Origin of the sequence: Stenotrophomonas sp. 1278 (assembly GCF_029892765.1) — a bacterium.
Taxonomy (GTDB): domain Bacteria; phylum Pseudomonadota; class Gammaproteobacteria; order Xanthomonadales; family Xanthomonadaceae; genus Stenotrophomonas; species Stenotrophomonas indicatrix.
Window position 1 is genome coordinate 11,857 of the sequence record NZ_JARXWD010000003.1, and the last position, 17,308, is coordinate 29,164.

The 17,308-nt window shown below is 66.0% G+C and carries 21 protein-coding genes; all 21 read right to left on the reverse strand.

Translation table 11 applies throughout. The annotated features are described in order from the left end of the window. Positions 1-2: 2 nt before the first annotated feature. Positions 3-2,444: a phage tail tape measure protein gene (locus M2299_RS03950; protein WP_099842004.1), complete on the reverse strand. Its 2,442-nt coding sequence runs from the start codon at positions 2,442-2,444 to the stop codon at positions 3-5. A 120-nt stretch (positions 2,445-2,564) separates the two neighbouring features. Further along, positions 2,565-2,855, reverse strand: a complete 291-nt coding sequence (locus tag M2299_RS03955; protein WP_280883915.1) for a phage tail assembly protein — start codon at positions 2,853-2,855, stop codon at positions 2,565-2,567. A gap of 83 nt (positions 2,856-2,938) precedes the next feature. Further along, positions 2,939-3,442 (reverse strand): phage major tail tube protein, encoded by a 504-nt coding sequence (locus M2299_RS03960; protein WP_099842006.1) that lies wholly within the window; start codon positions 3,440-3,442, stop codon positions 2,939-2,941. Positions 3,443-3,444: 2 nt separating this feature from the next. Next, positions 3,445-4,647, reverse strand: a complete 1,203-nt coding sequence (locus M2299_RS03965) for a phage tail sheath C-terminal domain-containing protein (RefSeq protein ID WP_099842007.1) — start codon at positions 4,645-4,647, stop codon at positions 3,445-3,447. Between the two features lie 106 nt (positions 4,648-4,753). Then, positions 4,754-5,413 (reverse strand): hypothetical protein, encoded by a 660-nt coding sequence (locus M2299_RS03970; protein WP_100435884.1) that lies wholly within the window; start codon positions 5,411-5,413, stop codon positions 4,754-4,756. Between the two features lies 1 nt (position 5,414). Beyond that, positions 5,415-7,187, reverse strand: a complete 1,773-nt coding sequence (locus M2299_RS03975) for a tail fiber domain-containing protein (protein WP_280883916.1) — start codon at positions 7,185-7,187, stop codon at positions 5,415-5,417. A 205-nt stretch (positions 7,188-7,392) separates the two neighbouring features. Continuing rightward, positions 7,393-8,172 (reverse strand): phage tail protein I, encoded by a 780-nt coding sequence (locus tag M2299_RS03980; RefSeq protein ID WP_345782454.1) that lies wholly within the window; start codon positions 8,170-8,172, stop codon positions 7,393-7,395. Beyond that, entirely contained in the window at positions 8,165-9,061 is an 897-nt protein-coding gene (locus M2299_RS03985; RefSeq protein WP_099842010.1) for a baseplate J/gp47 family protein, read from the reverse strand. The genes M2299_RS03980 and M2299_RS03985 overlap by 8 nt, the downstream gene beginning before the upstream one ends. Before the next feature lie 2 nt (positions 9,062-9,063). Continuing rightward, positions 9,064-9,402 carry a GPW/gp25 family protein gene (locus tag M2299_RS03990; protein ID WP_089239202.1) on the reverse strand — a complete coding sequence of 113 codons (339 nt, stop codon included), beginning with the start codon at positions 9,400-9,402 and terminating at the stop codon, positions 9,064-9,066. Between the two features lie 52 nt (positions 9,403-9,454). Then, positions 9,455-10,045: a phage baseplate assembly protein V gene (locus M2299_RS03995; RefSeq protein WP_099842011.1), complete on the reverse strand. Its 591-nt coding sequence runs from the start codon at positions 10,043-10,045 to the stop codon at positions 9,455-9,457. Further along, complete coding sequence (locus M2299_RS04000) at positions 10,042-10,596, reverse strand: hypothetical protein (RefSeq protein WP_280883917.1); 555 nt, start codon at positions 10,594-10,596, stop codon at positions 10,042-10,044. The genes M2299_RS03995 and M2299_RS04000 overlap by 4 nt, the downstream gene beginning before the upstream one ends. A gap of 119 nt (positions 10,597-10,715) precedes the next feature. After that, a complete protein-coding gene (locus tag M2299_RS04005) occupies positions 10,716-10,994 on the reverse strand; it encodes a hypothetical protein (protein ID WP_157804327.1) in 279 nt (92 codons plus the stop codon). Further along, positions 10,969-11,325 carry a hypothetical protein gene (locus tag M2299_RS04010; RefSeq protein WP_280883918.1) on the reverse strand — a complete coding sequence of 119 codons (357 nt, stop codon included), beginning with the start codon at positions 11,323-11,325 and terminating at the stop codon, positions 10,969-10,971. The genes M2299_RS04005 and M2299_RS04010 overlap by 26 nt, the downstream gene beginning before the upstream one ends. A gap of 17 nt (positions 11,326-11,342) precedes the next feature. Continuing rightward, positions 11,343-11,828, reverse strand: a complete 486-nt coding sequence (locus tag M2299_RS04015; RefSeq protein ID WP_099842014.1) for a glycoside hydrolase family 104 protein — start codon at positions 11,826-11,828, stop codon at positions 11,343-11,345. After that, the gene (locus M2299_RS04020; protein ID WP_093817511.1) at positions 11,825-12,175 is read right to left on the reverse strand and encodes a hypothetical protein; all 351 of its coding nucleotides are present in this window, start codon (positions 12,173-12,175) and stop codon (positions 11,825-11,827) included. Before M2299_RS04020 ends, M2299_RS04015 begins: the two co-directional genes overlap by 4 nt. Then, positions 12,172-12,600 carry a Mor transcription activator family protein gene (locus tag M2299_RS04025; protein WP_238379047.1) on the reverse strand — a complete coding sequence of 143 codons (429 nt, stop codon included), beginning with the start codon at positions 12,598-12,600 and terminating at the stop codon, positions 12,172-12,174. The genes M2299_RS04020 and M2299_RS04025 overlap by 4 nt, the downstream gene beginning before the upstream one ends. 361 nt (positions 12,601-12,961) lie before the next feature. After that, positions 12,962-13,345 carry a hypothetical protein gene (locus M2299_RS04030; protein WP_223484784.1) on the reverse strand — a complete coding sequence of 128 codons (384 nt, stop codon included), beginning with the start codon at positions 13,343-13,345 and terminating at the stop codon, positions 12,962-12,964. 167 nt (positions 13,346-13,512) lie between these two features. Further along, positions 13,513-14,049 carry a hypothetical protein gene (locus M2299_RS04035; RefSeq protein WP_099842017.1) on the reverse strand — a complete coding sequence of 179 codons (537 nt, stop codon included), beginning with the start codon at positions 14,047-14,049 and terminating at the stop codon, positions 13,513-13,515. A gap of 41 nt (positions 14,050-14,090) precedes the next feature. Next, positions 14,091-14,318, reverse strand: coding sequence for a hypothetical protein (locus tag M2299_RS04040; protein WP_099842018.1), 228 nt, complete (start codon positions 14,316-14,318; stop codon positions 14,091-14,093). Between the two features lie 76 nt (positions 14,319-14,394). Then, on the reverse strand, positions 14,395-14,664 hold the full coding sequence (locus tag M2299_RS04045; protein WP_280883919.1) for a hypothetical protein: 270 nt from the start codon (positions 14,662-14,664) through the stop codon (positions 14,395-14,397). After that, entirely contained in the window at positions 14,664-17,000 is a 2,337-nt protein-coding gene (locus tag M2299_RS04050; RefSeq protein ID WP_280883920.1) for a VapE domain-containing protein, read from the reverse strand. Before M2299_RS04050 ends, M2299_RS04045 begins: the two co-directional genes overlap by 1 nt. Between the last annotated feature and the right edge of the window lie 308 nt (positions 17,001-17,308).

Consider the following 17,308-nt stretch of genomic DNA (forward strand, 5'->3'; position numbering starts at 1 on the left):
GCTTAGTTCCTGTCTCCCAGGGTGGCGCGGGCCTGCACGGCCTGCTGGTGCTGCAGGGCGTTGGCGGTACGCCGTGCCAGCGCCTCGCTGGATTCACCCGGTTGCTGGTGGATGGTGATGTTGTTGGTCTGTTGCTGCTGCACCGTGGTGGGGGTGCGTGCGGTGGCAGATGAGGGCATCGGCGGTGCGGCGCGGCCTTGGGACGGCGCAGGCAATCCAGGTGCGCGGCGGTCCACGACGGCGCTGTGCAACCCGCCCACGGCAAGACGCACGGGTGGCATCGCGACCTTGCCATCCCTCACGGCGGCGTAGCCGGCGGCTGCGCCGTCGGCCATACCCACTGCCATACGCGCACCATCCACTGCTTTATCTTTGGCCATGCCCAGGGCGCTACCGACCTTGTCCATCACCCCGCCGACGAAGTTCATCAGCGGAGCCAGCTCGGCCATGATGTAGCCGATCGCCGCCGTTGCCTTTTCGGAGATCCAATCCCATACGCCGCCCAACGTGACGGAGATGAATCCAGCGACCGTGCCGATGACATCACCGAGGAGGGAGATGGCTTCAACCACAACCCCGACCACCTGGATGACCAGACGGAAGTTGGCCAGCAACGCCGTGCCCACCAGCGAGCCGATCTCCGCTACGCGCGAGAGTTCGTTGCCGGTGTACTGCGCGGGAGCCAGCATCTTGGAAAGCCAGTCCCATGCCTGGCCCAGCAGCCCGCCGACTGCTTCCCATGCCGGGCGCAGCGGCTCGACGGCGCGCATCAGTTCGCCCATGGCGGCGGTTCCTGCGCCGCTGAGGCCATCCCAGACGCCGCCGAGGAAGGCCTTGATTGGCTCCCAGTACTTGCGCACCAGCAGGGCGCCAGCGGTGATGGCGGCGATGGCGATGGCGATCGGACCGCCGCCGATGGCACCAACGGCGGTGGCGACCACGCGGAACCCCGATGCCAGGCGCATTGCCGTCGGACCGAACTGCCCCATCTGCGCCAGCAGGCTGCCGCCGCGGAACAGCTCGAAGGCTTTCTGCACCGCCAGGATCGGGCCCTGCAGGAACGTCCACGCATAGCGCACGCCGAGTACTGCAGTGCGCATGCCCATCAGGCCGACCACGACCTGGGTGGTATTGGCGATCAGCTTCGGGTTTTCCTGCACGAACGACGCAACGCCGTTCAGCAGTTCGGTCAGCTTCACCGCCGCCTCACCCACGGCCGGCAGCAGCGCGGCACCGAAGGCCTTGGACAGGTTGTCGACGGCGATCTTCGCGCCTTCGATCTTTTCCGGGTCGGTCTGCAGCTTGGCCGCAAAGCCGCTGTCGGTGGTGCCCGCCGAGCTGTTGAGCGCCTTGTCGCGGATGCGGATGTACTCATCCCAGTTCTGGATCATCGGACGCACGAAGTTCTGCGCCTGTGCATCGCCGAACAGCTTGCCGATCTTCGCCTGGTCACCGGCAGTGGCCTGGATGATCGCCTGCATCGCCGCGTCGAACGGGTTGCCACCGCTGCTCTGCGCTTCGCTGATGATCCTGCGCAGGTCCAGCTTGAAGCCCTTCTTGGCGCGTGCCTGCAGGTCGGGCGAGAGGATGCTGGCCATGAAGCGCTGCATGTTGCCGGCCGCTTCGTCGGCACCACCGGCGCCTTGCCGGGCGACATCCAGCGCAGCGCCCATGGTGGCGGCGGCGGCGTTGCCGTGCATCTGCAGCGACTGGAATGCGTTGCCGAGCACCGGCAGTGCACCGGCCATGTCCTTCAGGCCCAGGCCACCGTTCCTGCCTGCCACCACCAGCACATCAAGCGCCGATTGCAGGCCGGCCGGATTGATCTTCAGTGCCTGCTGCAGTCCCGATGCGGCCAACGTGACATCGTCGATGCTCTCGCCGGTAGCGGTGGTGGTGCGGCCGATTGCACCCAGGCTGGACTGCGCGGTCTGCGCATCCAGGCCTGCGGCGACCAGCTGGCTGACTGCGCGCTGCAGCTCGCCCGCGCCCTGGTGGGTGCGGCTGGATTCGGCAAGGATGGTCTGGCCCAGCGCAGCGACCTGGGCGCGGGTCAGGTTGGCGGCGTTGCCGATGGCCTGATTCTCGCGCGCGAAGCCGGCGGCGTTCTCCACCGGTTTGGCCAGCGTGGTGATGGCGCTGCCGAGCATGCCGCGCGCATCGCCAAACGCCGAGCCCAGCTTTTCGCGCTTCTCAAGATTCGCCGTGCGCTTGTCTTCGATCCGCTGCAACGCTTCCTGGGAAGCGCGCAACGCATCGGCCTCGGCACGCATGCGGGCGAACTGGTTGCTCGATCTGCCCATGACATTGAGCTTGCGCTCGAGCTTGTCGGCTTCATCGCCGAGGCGCTTCAGGCCATCGTTGCTGAAGGACAGTGCGTCCTGCAACGATCGGGAAACCGAGCCACCAATCGTGATCGTTGTCGTTTGAACGTTACTCGCCATGTACCGGCAATCCCTGTATCCACCAGATGAATTTCGACACCCGCAGCGTCATGATCTCGCGCAGGCCCCAGCCGGTATGGCCGGCCAGGGCGAGCGCTCCCTGCCTGATCTGCGGCAGGGTCAGGTGGTAAAAAGCGCGACGCCGGACTGCAGGCGGGCGTAGTCGCGCAGCGGCATCCTGCGCACGTCATCCGGTGCGATCTCGCACAGGTTGGCGATCATGCGCACCTCGCGCTGGGCGTCGGTGCCCTTGTCGTCCTGGTAGCGCTCCATGTCTTCCACGGTCGGTTCGCGCATGCGCAGCACGGCGGTGTTCACGCCATTGACCTGGCGCGGGCGGGAGAGCGTGATTTCGGCATAGCCGTCGCGTTCGATGACGGTGTCGGTGGTGGTCTTGGTCTTGCTGGACATGGATGTGTTCCCGGATGTCGATGGAGTTGCGGTGGATCCGGGGGCGCTGTGCGCCCCCGTGTACGTCGAAGTGGTGCCGGGAATCAGATGCCCAGGGCGCCGCGGATGCCGGCCAGTGCGTCCACGCCGCCCTGGCGGGCGATCATGTTGGTCACGTCGATCTCCTGCACGACCTGCACGCCATGGGTCAGCTTGTAGTAGCTCAGCGCCAGGGAGACCTTGACCGTGCCCTTCTCGCCGACCTTGGTTTCGCCGCGGTCGAGGGTCTTCACCTTGCCGCGCATGTTGTGCACGACCGAAGTGACCGCGCCATCGTCGGCTTCCAGCGCCTCGCGGGCGGTGAAGCCATACTCCTTGCTCTCGATGACGTGGAACTTGGACATGATTTCCGCGTCATCGGAGGCGAAGGTGACCTCGGCGGTCAGCTTGTCGTGGCCGAGCACGATCTCCGTCGGGGCGAGCATGCCGCCGGCCTGGAAGTCCTCGGTCTTCAGCGACAGCTTGGGGGCAGTGAAGGACATTACGCTGCCGGCAAAACCCTTGCCGTCGACGTAGAAGTTGAAGTTCTTGCGGATCTTGCGCGCCATGCTTAGAAGATCTCCGAGACGTAATTGTTGTTCATGTGCATGCGGAAGGTCAGCTGCTCACCCGGGTAGGTCGGGGTGAAGTCGAAGTCCCAGTAGAAGCGGCCATCGGCCACGCTGTCGGCTGCGTTCAGTTCCGGGTCGATCCAGCAGTTGCCGCCCAGGATCGCGCCCTGCGTCTTCAGGCCGCGCAGGAAGGCGTTGACACCCTCGCGCACGTCATCGACGTAGGTCTTGCTGATGCCGCGGTCGACGGCCCACAGGTGGGCAGCCTCCAGGCTGTCGGCGATGATGTCGGCGGTGCGCACCACGCACAGGAACTGCCACTTCGGATCGATGCTGGCGGTGCGGTTGCCCCACAGGCGGAAGCCACCTTCGCGGATGATGGTCGCCACGTTGGCCTGGTTCAGCAGGTTGGCGCGGCTGGTCGCATCGGACAGGCCGAAGTCGATCGCACGCGCAGTGCCGACGATGCCGTACAGCTCCTGGTTGGACGGCGATGCCCACCAGCCGCGTTCGTTGTCGCTGCGGGCGATGGCACCGGCCACCGCACCGGAGGCGTAACGGCTGACGATCGCTTCACCCTGCTGCACCAGCACGGCCGGATCGACCACGTAGACACGCTTGGAACCGGTCAGTGCGGTGGTGGTCTTGGCTGCATCGTCGTTGCTGTTCGGGCCATCCTTGATGATGATCGCGCGCAGCTTGTCGGCGATGCCGAGCAGCTCGGCCACGACCGGGTTGGCCAGAACAGTGTCCGGACTGGCTGGATCGGCCGGGTGCAGGTGGGTGAAGCCCGGGGCGACCAGGATGCGCGGCTTCACGCCGACGATGGACTTGGCAGCCAGCAGTGCATGCACGCCGGAGTACGCGCCGGTCTGTGCGTTCACGCCGCCGAGCACGTTGGCCAGGGTAGCGCTTTCGTTGGCGCCGTTCTCGACGCGGATCACCACCACGACCGCCGACGACTGGTCGAAGATTGCGTCCAGCGCGCCGGGCAGGGTGCCGGCTTCGGTGCCGGTCTTGGCCGACAGTTTGGCGGCCTGCGAGGGCGAGGTCACCAGGACAGGCGTGTTGATGGGGAAAGCGTCGGCGTCGGCCAGCGGCGCAGTGCCGACGATGCCGATGACGCTGGTGGATGCAACAGCGATCGAGCGCGCACCGGTGTCGATGTTGACGACCTGTACGCCGTGGAGAAATTCGGTCATTCGGAGAGGTTCCTCGGTGTGGTGGTGTGCCTGCAGATGCAGGCGACGTGTATATCTTCGGAAAAGGCGACGACGGCGATAATTGCAGCGGTGGCCCAGTGATCGATCAGACCCAGCCGGAGGCGCTGACGCTGGCGCTGAAGCTGGAGACCTGCGGGTTGCCGCCGGCACGACGCAGGTGAACGTTGATGCTGGTAGAGGCACTTTCAAAGCTGGTGGACCTGGCGGGCACACTGACGGATACGCCTGCCGATTGCGTCGATGCCAGCGAGGCGAACGACGGTGCGCTGTTGCTGAAGTACGCCGCGCCCTGGTTGCTCACGCTGAACTGCACGTCGTACTCGGACACACTGGCGCCGGCCGGAAGCCAGCGGCCGGAGGCAACCACGGTGTTGCTGTTGTTTCCGCCGCCGGTAACACTTCGACGGATGCTGTAGTTGCCATCGGACAGCATGTCGATCGAGACCGATGCCGACGCTGATCCGGTCGAGTTGGTCTTGGCGCTGTTGCCTGCCGAATAACCCTGGCCATGGAATGGCAGGCGATAGCTGGCGCTGCCACGCGCCGCCCACAGGTTCGATACGTCCATGCCGCCAATGCGATAACCCACGTCACCACGTTTGCTGCCGTACTGGATGTGGGCGTAGCGACGGCTGAGGTCGGTGCCGCCCACGCGCAGGCCGGAGTCCTGTGCAACGGGGCCTTCCACGTAAGGATCGAACAGGTCGTCGAAATCAACGCCTGCCGAGCGATATCCGCTGGCCATGTCAGCGCTCCGCCTTCAGTGCGCGCACTTCTGCGGCCAGTTCCTGGATGGCTTTGGCCATGACCGGCAGCAGCTGGTCGAGCTTGACCGTGGCGACGCGTTCACCGTTGAATTCCACGCCCTCGAGATCTACGGCTTCCGGCACCAGACTGGCCAGCTGCTCGGCTACGAAGAACAGACGGCGACGGCCATCGTCGTTGTACTCGGGCTTGTATCGGCCGGCCGCCAGTTCCATGCCTTCGACGGCCGCAAGCCCGTACATCACCGGGCCGTCGATGTCCTTGAGCTTCCGCGATGAACCCAGGTCGTAGCCGCCTTGGGTCCACATGACGCCACCGCTGTTTACAGTAACTTTGTCGCCATCGCTGGAGCGATTGAGACCAGTGACGCCGCCTTGGCAGTACCACGCCCAATCATTGCCTCCGCTACGATCAGCGAACCACAGCGCGGCGTTGCCTCCGGATGTCTTGATGCTGTCGCCAGCCGTGATGGTGGCTTCAAAGATCGCCCCCCCATTGTCCTTGCTGAATGCAAGCGTGCGGATCGCATTGCCAGGTGGATAGCGCCAAAGGGAATAGTGTCCGCCCGCATCAAGTACGACACGCCACCGCAAGGAACCTCCTGTGTACCCGTAGTCGTGCATGACCTGCTGCGATTCCGCAGCACCGAACATGTGACCAAGGGTGCCTGTCATCGTTCCGCCTGCCCTGCCGATCTTCTCGGACGGATCGAAGTTCCCACTGGTCCAGATGGACCCGCCGGTGTTCAAGGTGGCGTTGAAACCTCCTTCTGCATTCTTGAAAGTGAACGCTGCGCCCGACTTGAACAGATAGCTGTCACCCGAGCCAAAGTAGATGACGCCATCGGTTGCAACGCTCCCCCAGCCCGAAACGCGCAGGGAATTGTTCTTGATGGTTACGCCACCGGTGAACGTGCCGCCCGCCACATCGATCTTCGACTCCGGCGTAAAGTTGCCGGCATGCCACATTGCAGCGCCGTTCCAGCGCGGGCTGTCGCCGTGCTTGATGGTGATTTCACTACTGGCCGCGCGGTCATTGCTCCATACCCGCCACAGGCCTGCGTTGGCCCAGCCGCCGATGAAGGATTGCTCTGCACCCTGGGCGCCAAAGCCCACCAGCGGATACGTCCCGCCGACAAACTGCTGATCGGTGAAACTATTGGTTCCCTTGACCGCCTTGGCATCCAACACTCCCTGCAGCCCGGTCACATCCGCGATGACATGCTTGTGGCCGACAGTAGCGAAGTCACCCGCCAGGGCGAACGCGGATGCGTGCTTGCCATCCAGGGTATCGGCATCCAAGCCGTTGCCATGGCCAGTGTCCTTCAGTGCGGCGCCCTTCAGCTCCAACGCGGTGCGTGCGGCGGCCGTGGTTGCGGCAGACAGCAGGGTCCTGGCCAGTGCAGTGGGCGCGGCCGCGCCAAAGCGCTTGTCGGTGAATGCACGCAGGCCGCGCGGAGTCACCGCGCGCTGGGTGTCAGCCGCGTCTTCCGCTTCGGTGTTGGTGGCCAGCTCGACCACACCCAGAACCTCGGTGGTGGCCGGCGGGTAGATGAACTCGGCGTTGCCGAACTGGATCTGCGTGATGTCCATGTCGGTGAAACGCGCATCGGTGGCCAGCAGCAGCATCGACGCAGCCGATTTTTCCATGATCGGATCGGTCTGGCCGTAAGTGGCGAACAGCGTGCCGTCAGCCAGGTACAGGCCGAATCCGCGCAGCGAATAGGCGGTGGCACTGTCGTCGCGGATGGTCACGTGCAGCGTGTCATCGCCCACGGCTTGGCCGCCGAAGGTCGCGACCCGCTTGATCTCGCCTGGCAGCGCAGTCAGGTCGCCCGAAGGTGCGAATGCCGTGGACGTCAGGCCGATCTGGGTGATCAGAACGGCATTGGTGCCGGTGTTCGGCGGATTGACCAGCTTGGCGAAGCCGGCGTCGGTGATTTTCAAGCGCATGCGGGGTTTACTCTCCGATCAGTTGGATGCGGCGGAAGGCCGTGGCGTGTGCGGCTGCAAGCGCGCCGATTGCTGCGTCGGCCTGCATGCCCTGGGTGAAGGTGAAGTGCGATCGCACCGGCTTGGTGCGGGTGATCTCGCCGATGACGTCGTCGACGAAGATGGCGGTGGCCGACGTGCCGCCCTGGTTGGCGATGGTCATCACCGCTTCGAAGGTGTGCGGTGGTCCCTTCGGTTGCAGCTGCCACCACTCGCGGATCAGTACAGAACCACCGAACGCAGCAACCACATCGCGGACGCTGCCCGCCGTGCCCTTGCGGCGCTGGATGGCGATCGCCGCACGCACGCGGGCGCGTTTGACCGGTTCGGGCCAGTACGCCTTCCATTCGTCCACCGAGAGCGCCCATGCCAGCCAGGGCAGCAATGCGGCCGGACAGCGATCGGCATCCCACAGCGCGGTGATGTCCACCGGCAGCGGGCGGGCAACGATCGCCTGCGACAATGCACGCTCGGCCTGGGTGGCATTGGGCGGCAGCAGGTTGGCTGAGGCCGGCACCCGGACCTGTGCGTCGCCGTCGATGATCACGCCAGGGGCAGGCGCGGTTGCGAGCGTAATCACGCCACCGCTGATGGAAACATCGTCCACGCGCCGGCGCCCCTGCGCATCCGTGCGATATACCGCCTGCACCGTTGCCAGCATGCCGCCGGGATGGCGGAATACCTGGTTCTTCCCATCAACCGCGCCACGCAGACGCGCATTGACCAGGCGCGTGGTGACCTCACTCATCGTTGCCACCATGCGCCAGCGTGACGGCGGTGCAGTACGTGGCCTGGGTGCGGTCCACCACCACGTCCGCGGCGGGACTGTCGATCACCACGCGTTGTACGCCTTCGGCATGCAGTGCTGCGAACAACCCGGAGCGGGTCACGTCCCGGCCGAGCCGATGCGATTCGACGATGTAGCGGTCCAGGCGCGTGCGCGCTTCGGCCAGCACGACCTGCGAGTCGGGTCCAGCGAAGGTGTACAGCGTAGCGGCGACGGCGTACTTGATGACTGTCGCCGGTTTTACCAGCACGTGATCGGTCAACGGGCGCACGTCATCCGCGCTCAGCTTCGCCTCCACCACATCGAGCAGGCCCTGGGTGGCGGTGCCGTCGGCTTCACGCGACAGCACCGACACCACCACTTCGCCAGGCGTGCTGCTGGTGGCGCTGGCGTCCAGCACGCGCGGATCCGCGCTCAGCGCATGGAACACATAGGCACCTTCCGGTCCTGCCACGCTGAAGCCTTCCGGCCCGAGCTGGATGCGGCGACGGAAGTCCTCGTCGTTCTCGTAGCGGGGAAGGATGCCTTCCTGTGGCTTGCCCGGATCGAGCACCAGGCGTGTGATGCCGAAGATTGCCGCCAGCTGATCCAGGTCGCTGCCCACCGCATAGGCGAGCATGACACCGCGCGCGGCATCGTTGACGCGCTGGCGGTCGAGCAGGCGCAGGTAAGTGCAGACTTCGAGGATCTTGAAGGCGGGGTCCGACGGCAGCAGCGCGTCGAACGTGGGGTCCAGGGCCTGCAATGCCGTCAGCGACTCATCGAACATGGCTTCGAAATCGAGCACTTCGATGACCGCCGGGGCCGGCAGCTGGGAGAGATTGACACTGGTGAACGAGCCGGATGCCACGGTTAGCGAACCTCGATTCCTTCGATGGTGATGGCCTCGCCATCGGGCAGGTGGATCCCGGTTACTGCCAGGATCATCACGCCGGGGGCGGGGAGGGAGACGTCGACGTTCTCGACGTGAAGCCGCGGCTCCCATCGCGCGAGTGCGTCGACGGTGGCCGCGATCAGGTCCATGCGCAGCGAGCGGTTGGTCGGCGCATCGATCAGTTCGAAGATGCGCGAGCCGTACTCGCGACGCAGGACGCGGGAGCCAAGGGGTGTGGTGAGAACGTCACGCACGGACTGGTGCAGATGGGCCAGCCCATCTAGGGATTTGCCGGTGTTGGCGTCGATTCCTCGCATGGTCTCTATCGTCGTGGAGTACGGGTTTTCAGGGCATTGCAGCGATGGCCCATCACGGCTGTGCAGGCGTGGTGGGTGCGGTCGGGCCCTGGGCGGTGTGTTTGTGCGACTTCAGGCTGATGGCGCCGGCTTTGACGTCGGCCGATGTGCTGATGTCCTTGCCCGCTGTGATCGCACCGGTGACGTCCAGATCGCCGGTGGCCTTGACCGCCGGCGTGTCGAGCAACACCGATTCGCTGGCATGCACTTCTGCGTTTGCGCAGTTGACGATGACCTTGCCGCTGCCGACGGTGATGGTCAGCGTGGTGGTTTGGCGGTCGTACTCGACGAGGCTGCCGTCGGCGTACTGCGTGCGCTGCAGCTGGCGTGTATCGGCCGGTGCGGGAAAGCGATCCTGGTACAGGCTGCCGAGCACCAGGGCCTGGCCGGGGTCGCCATACGGGCATGCCAGCACCACCTGTTCACCGGGCTCCGGCGCGCACCAGCTGCGCACGCCGGGTCCCGCGCGGCGTTCCAGCCAGGGAATCCAATCGGTGAGCATGCCGTCAGCATCGACGCGCACGCGGCCGCCGGCTTCATCAAGTTCGCGCACGACGCCGATCATCAACAGGTTGCCGATCAGCCGGGCGTGTTCGGCGCTCATGGCGTGTCCTCCGCGAGCGGCTGGTAGCGCCGCTCATGGGCCCGGCCGATCTCCGGTGCGAAGCTGTAGGACGCGTGCGGTACCACGCCATCGCCGTCCTCCCAGGCATTGCCGCCCAGCACGATGGGCACTGACCATTCCACGATCCACGTGCGCAGGTCGGGCTGCGCCGCTGCGGCATCCTCTGGAAGCGCTGCGATTACCTCGATCGCGCCACTGGGCGCACCGGGAAAGCGGCCGAGCTGATGCAGCCAGGTGGCGAGGTTTACAGCGATCCGGCGCAGCTGCAGGGCAGAATCGGCTGCCGCGGACTGCACGGAGATGCGTGCTTCAAAGCGCAGCACGGCCTGCAGTTGGCCGCTGCCATCATCGCTGTCCTTGCCGCGATCACAGCGGGTCATCGCCAGCAGGCAGGCGGGCGTGGGTGGCGCACCACTGTTGGCGTCGCGATAGAACTCGACGGTGGCGAAGTCCGCAAAGCGTGTTCGGATCGCCGCTTCGATGGCGGCGTGCAGCGTGTCGAAGGTGGAGGAAGGGGTATCGGTTGCCATGTCAGCTCATGCGATGAATGGAAGGAAGAACGCGACTGGCCGCAGCACGCGCTTTCTGCAAGCAGTGTTGCCATTGCCCGGGGCGCGGGACATTGCACGCGTGGCCGTGACTGGCCCGCTCAGTGCTCGTGTGGGCCGCGATGTCTGGTGTTGCCCGCGGGGATGCAACCGGCAGGCGTCAGCGGTGCTGCACCATTGATGGTGAAGCCGTGCTGGCTGCCGAGGCTGCACAGCAGGGCGCGCATCTGGTCGGCCAGTTCGTGGTACTGGCGCGCCACCGCAACGTGGTTGCGCAGCAGCGCGTCGTCGTCGGCAGCCTGCAGATCGGGCAGTTCCTGCGGCGCGCGCAGTTGTGCCGGTGCAATGCTGAGGTCAGGGATGAAGAGGGCGGCCGGCATTGGCTTCGCGCCAGATGCGCACGAACTCAGCATCAGCATCGCCGCGGTCGCGGCCAGGGTTCTTGGCATGGGTGTCGATGTCCTGTTGCAGGGTGATGAACTGCTGGGTCCGCCCGGACTGCATGGCCAGGCGCTGTGATTCAGCCTGTGCACCGGCCTGTGCGTTGGTGTGGTCCTGCTGGCGCGCGACGAGCGCGGTGTCGGCACGACCGGTCTCCTGCGCGGCCTGTAAGCGCATGGCGGCGAGATCCGCGTTGCGGTCGCGCAACTCCCAGCCCAGCCAGGTGCAACAGGCGTGGCTGGCAACCAAGCCCAGCAGGGCGATGCGCAACCTCAGCGGTATCGGCATCACTGCAGGAGCCCGCCAGCGGCGCGATAGGCGGCGCGCAGCGTTTCCAGCGCATGTTCCTTCTGCCCGTAGCCGGCGCCCGGCAGCGACGCCCAGATGCGCCGGGCGGCGGCGACAGCAGCATCGAATCGGCCCAGGCGGATCAGATCGTAGGCGCCGCATTGCCTGAGCAGCGCCACCGCCGCGCGGTCCTGCGAGACCGGGCCGAAGTCCGGCAGGTCCAGGCGTGCACGCAGGTCGTCCCAGGTGCTGCGCAGGAACTGGTAGCGGCCGGCGGCGCTGGACTTGATGCCGTAGCGCGGCAGCGACACCAGAACGCGTGGATGGTCGCGATGGTCATTGAACAGCTGGCCGCCGACGATCACGTCGTAACCACGATTGCGGGAGCGCTGGGTGGGAATGTCGGTGCCTTCGGATACGGCCAGCATGTCCAGGAACGCGGCCACGTTGGCGCCGCCGAGGGCGCTCGCTGCGGCGGCGGTCATGCGGCTGCTCCCGACCGTTTACGCACCAGGTCCAGCAGCGCATCGATCTGCACGCTCTGCTGGGCGATCTGTGCGCGCAGGGCGCTGACTTCACCACGCAGCTGGCCGATCTCCTGGGCCATGGCCTCGCGTTCGTGCATCAGCCCATCGGCGCGTGTGCGTTCGGCAGACAGCTGTTCCTGCAGGGTGCGCAGGGTGTTGCTGGTGGCTTCATCGGCGGTGCGGTCGACCTTGGCCGATGACAGCCATTGCCGCAGCCACAACGAAACTGCGATCAATACCCCGGAGGTGCCGCCGAGGTACTTGGCCCAGTCCGGTACGCCGGCCAGCAGGTCGGTCTCGTTCATGCGCGCGCGTATCCCTTCAGCAGGGCCGGATGGACGGCCGGGGCCGGCGTGGAGCGGGCACCGCGCACGGCGCGCTTGATGGTGGTCTGCGATACACCGAACTCCTGCGCGACGTGTTCGCGGGGCATGCCGCTGGCTACCGCCCGGGCAATCTGCTCGCGGCGCTCATGTGCACTGGCGGCGAAGCAGGACGCCAGGAACAGCAACTCACCGCCGAAGTGCGCGACCAGGCGCTGGGCCGTCTCCACGCCAAGAATGTCGATCAGTCGATGCTGATCGGGCAGGGTGGAGGGTACGTAGACGATGACGCGGTGGCGTCCGGTGGTGCTGGAGGTGGTCGGCGGCCATGCACGCACCAGCGTGAGGGCTGCGGATTCGCCGATGACCTCGGCAAGGGTCTGGATGCTGTCGGGCAGGGCGTTCATGGCAAGGTTGGTCAGTGGCATTGGTATCCACTGTTGCCATCCCGTCGATCACGTCAACACCTTTCATCTACTTTCAGAGCTTGCGACTGAAGACATTCAGATGCGTGCGCGAGGACCGGCGAGTACCTGCATGCGCAGGTCTGCGATGCGGCCCTGTCATGCCATCCGGCCTTGCCTGTGGTTTCGCTGGTTCTCCCGTACTCCTTGTCCTCACCTGCTGGAAACGGAGACAGGGCAATAGGGGACGGCAGGTACAAGGTGAGGACGGCCACGGTGTTGATGCTCTTGCCGGGCGCTTGGGTGCCTGAAACGAAAAAGCCCCGGACGATGCCGGGGCTTCAGGACTGCAGGTGGTGCTGGGTCAAAGGTCGAACACCAGGTTGCCGCCGGTCTTGCGCGGAATGTAGCCGGCATCACGCAGCCAGCGGGCTGCATTGACCTGGTCCATGCGCTTGACCGGGAAACGGTTGGCGAACATCAGGAAGCGCGCCACGGTGATCGACTCGCCCTTGCCCTTGAGCGCGGCCAGCGTCTCGATGAACCACGGAGCGGGGGGCTGCTGGTTGCCGGGGCGGGCGGTGGTACGTGCCTGCTTGGCGGCAGTAGCCTCGGGCTGGGCGCTGGCCAGCGAGCACAGCGAAATGAAGATCGCATCCAGACTCACGATGTCCTTGCCACCCTTGGGCTGCGACTTGAACAACGCGATGGCCTTCTGGCGTGTCGACGTGAACTGTTCGACCTCCATGACATTTCCTCTTTGCGAAAGCGGTTGGGGATGCAGGGTGACGGCAGGTGCCGTCATTGATGGGGGACGACCTTACATCATTTTCGCCGATGATGGGCCGGAACCTGCGTTATGGATGAAGAAGCAACGGTCCGGCCCGTCGCACGGCGGCGGCTCCGGCAGGCCGTTCAGATCACGCCACGGCACATCAACTGGTCCAGTGCCATGCGCACCAGATCGGCCGCGCTGCGGTCGTTGTGCAGCTCGAAATCGATCAGCGCGGCGGGCAGCGGCTGGCCGCCGGCATGCAGGTCCACGCTGTCGTGGCCGGGGCGGGTGATGCGGATCACAGCGCCACCCTGACGGCGGATGGCGCGGGCCTCGTCAGCGGAATGGACATCGGGAACCAGGCCACCTTCGGGCAGGCGCGAGAACAACGAGCGTACCCAGAGCTCCGGATGGACATGCTCGCGACGACATTCGGCGCTGGCACGTGGCCGCACCGGGGCCGCGAAGGTGTCGCAGCGCAGGGCCAGCGCCGAGGCCAGGCCGTTGGCGAGGGTGTCCTTGCCCACGCCCTTGGCACCGGTGATGCCGATGTACAGCGGCGGCCGCGTCAACGGGGCGGATCGCAGCGGCACGCTGCCAAAGGCGGAACCGCAGCGGAATGCGGCCAGTGTGTCGGCGATCATGCGCTGGCTGCTGTCGAGCGAGGCGGGGATCATGCGGTAAGTACTCCTGGGGGAAGGCGCAGGCGCGGCGGCAGTCAGCACTCGCTGCCGGTGATACTGCGGGCGCGGAGGATGCGCTGGGTGATGCGGCCACCGCGTGCTGCGGCGGCGATCGGGTCGAAGCACAGCATGGCCGTGGAAGTGCGGCGGCCGGCGGCGAGGTGGTCGCGGATGGTTCGCTGCGATAGAACCGGTACGCGTTGATGGATCTGCTGCACGGTCAGCTGTTCGCCTTCGAAGGCGTGCAGGCGGGCGCGAGGCATGGCTGGGCTCCTGGAAGGTGGCGTGGCCGTTACCCATATCTTGCCTTTGCAGCCTCTTCTAGTCAACACCTTTCATCTACTGTGATCCATTGCCAGGGCGCGGGGCTGCTGCGTCCCATATCCGCAGCGCAGCCGCTGCCAGCCGATCGCGCTCGGCAAGGCCACGTGCTGCCTGCACGCGCTGAAGGTACTGCTGGCGGTGCCGGCGAGGCCCGATCTTCATCCTGCGTCCGCGCGCATCGATGCAGTGGTAGCCGTCCAGCCCCAGCAGGTGTCGTGCCTCGCAGTCCAGGCGCCAGTCGGCGCTGCCGCTGCCGACATCACGTCCGTCGTGGGTCCGGGGCATCAGAACGGTCCGGCGGTGTGCTCGGCAACGCTGCGGCTGCGCGGTGGCATCAGCCACACTTTCGCCCGTTCCTTGCCGATCAGCCTGGTGCGTACGTCATGGCGCTTGACCACGTAGGCTGCCGCCTCGTTGACGTCACGGCGGTTGGGCTTTTCGATGCCCACTGCAATGGCGATCTCGGTGGCGCGATAGGGCACGCTCCGCTGCTCGACAGGCAGCGACCAGTCGAAGTGACGGTCGATCAGTTCGGCAATCGGCGAGATCGGCTCGTGTTCGCTGTTGGTGGCGTTCAGCGCGTCCAGCTCATCGCTCGCCAGATGCCAGGTTTCGCCGTTGCAATAGAGCGCGTGCGCTTCGGCCCAGACCTGCTGCATGTCGATCCGGGCAGGCTCGCCCAGCGCCACAGCGTGCACGGTCCACCAGCGCGTATTGCCGGTGGCATCGCGCAGGAAGCGTTCGTCGTTGACACTGGCAAACAGGATCGTGCGCCGCGCATAGCGCGATTCGGTGCGCGCATAGGGCCGCCGGATTTCATCATGGCTGCGGGAGATGAATGACTTCAAGGCGGCGATATCGGTGCGGCGGAATGTGGCATCTACCTCGCCCAGCTCGACGATCCACTTGGAAATGACCTGCTTGACGCTGTCCTTGTTGGCGGGGTCGAGCACCACGCCGTCGGCGATCAGCTGCAGCTCGGCCGGTGCCAGCTGCCGCGCCCAGCGCGTCTTGCCCAGGTTCTGCTTCGACACGAAGGTCAGTACGCCGCGGGCGACCACGCCATCGGGCTCGAATGCGGCGGCAACGCCGGAGATCAACCAGCGTCGCATCAGGATCTCCTTCAGTACGCGGCCATCGGCCATGCGTGTGGGCTGGGCTTCCTGCACCGTGTCGAAGAACGCCTGCAGGCGTGATTGTCCATCCCATGGCCGTGAGGTGATCCAGCTGGCGACCGGGTTGTACGGATTGGCCTCGGCCACCTGGCACAGGTTGGTCTCGAAGCTGGCGACGGCCATGCCGGCGCGGTGCATGCAGTCCATCACTTCGCCGGCGGCGACCTCCTTGGCGTTGTCCACGGTGGTCTGCAGGCCGGGAACGAGGATTTCCAGATCCTTGCGGATGACGTTGTAGCGCACGATCACGCCGGTGCGCCGGCACAGTTCGGCCAGGTTGCGCGCGGTCGGCAACGGCCGGCCACGCGCGCTGCAGTCGGGGAACGGGGTGAAGGTGTCGAAGGCGGAGAGGTTGCCAGGCACCAGATAGCGCGCGGCGGCCACTGCCGGCGCCTCATCTTCCGTGGCCGCTTCATCGGCGGTGGCGGCAGGGGCCGGCATCAGCTGCGCACGCAGTGCCTCCAGGCCTTCGCGCAGATGCAGGTCGTTGAAGTCGGTGGGGCGGTCATCCTCGTCATGCAGAACGGCGAACTCCGGCCATACCACGCGTGCGTCGATGTCCGCAGCGGCATGCGTTGCCTGGGCGACGCCGGGGTTGTCCAGCGGTTGCCGGGTCCATTGGTCATTGTCGGCGCAGATCACCAGGCTTGCGTCCGGCATGGCGGTGCGCCATGCGCGTGCGACCGCGGCCAGGTTGCCGGCGTCCCAGGCCACCACCACGCACCAGCCGGTCGCCTGATGGATGGAATCCGCCGTGGCGTAGCCCTCGGCGATGGCGATGGGCTGGCCGGACAGCGGCTTGCCGATGACATGGAAGCAGCCTTGTTTGCGGCCGCCCGCCAGGAAGTCCTTGTCGCGACCGAGCGCCAGGTCCATGCGTGGAAAGATCGCCTGCAGCGAGACGATTCGGCCCGCGGTATTGGTCACCGGGACCAGCAGTGCGTTGTCGATGTGCCGGAACACCAGACCATCGCTGTTGCGCACCGGCCACGCCGCTACGCGCAGCCCGTGCGCCTGGATGCCCTTGCGCACAAGATACGGGTGGCTGGCATCGGCAGGCACTGCACGGTTCCACAGGACATTGGCCGCCTTGGCCGCCGCGTCCTCGCGTTCGCGCTGCTGTCTTTCCCGCTCCGCGCGGGCGGCATCCTGGCGCTGCCGGATCGCGCGTTGTTCGGCGGCGGTCAGGGAGGTCGGCGACTTCGCGCACCAGCCCTGGCGCAGGCCGGTACGCCAACTGCCGAACTCGCCGGCGGGCACGTCGTCGCCGAACAGCACGGCCCAGCCATTGCGGGTGCCGCGGCGATCCCCTTCGACGTGGAAGCGTACCAGCGTGCCGTCCGCATTGAGTGCATCTCGGCCACGCGCATCAGGCACGATGCCGTGTGCGTGCATGGCCTGCAGGAATGCGGGAACGATGTCCTGCACTGGGTGCGGTGTATGCATTCGGCGGGGTCCCCTTGAAGCGTGGTTCGGTTCACAGCGGCCGGTTGCGGCCAGGGTGCTGTGTGCTGCCCGTTGAACGCGGGACATGCGGCGGCTGCCCGGCGCAACGTGGCCAGTGGGTGATGGAAGGTGGTGACGTCATCATGGTGTCGGAGCGGGCTTGTTTTTGCAACACCTTTTGACACCTTGCATCCCCGGCCTCGCATGGCGTCCTTGTCAGCGAGGGATCTGCGATGACAGTCGCAGATCGTCCTCATCGCGACGATGCGTCGCAGCCGGCGAGAACGCATTTTCCGATGATGCCGTTG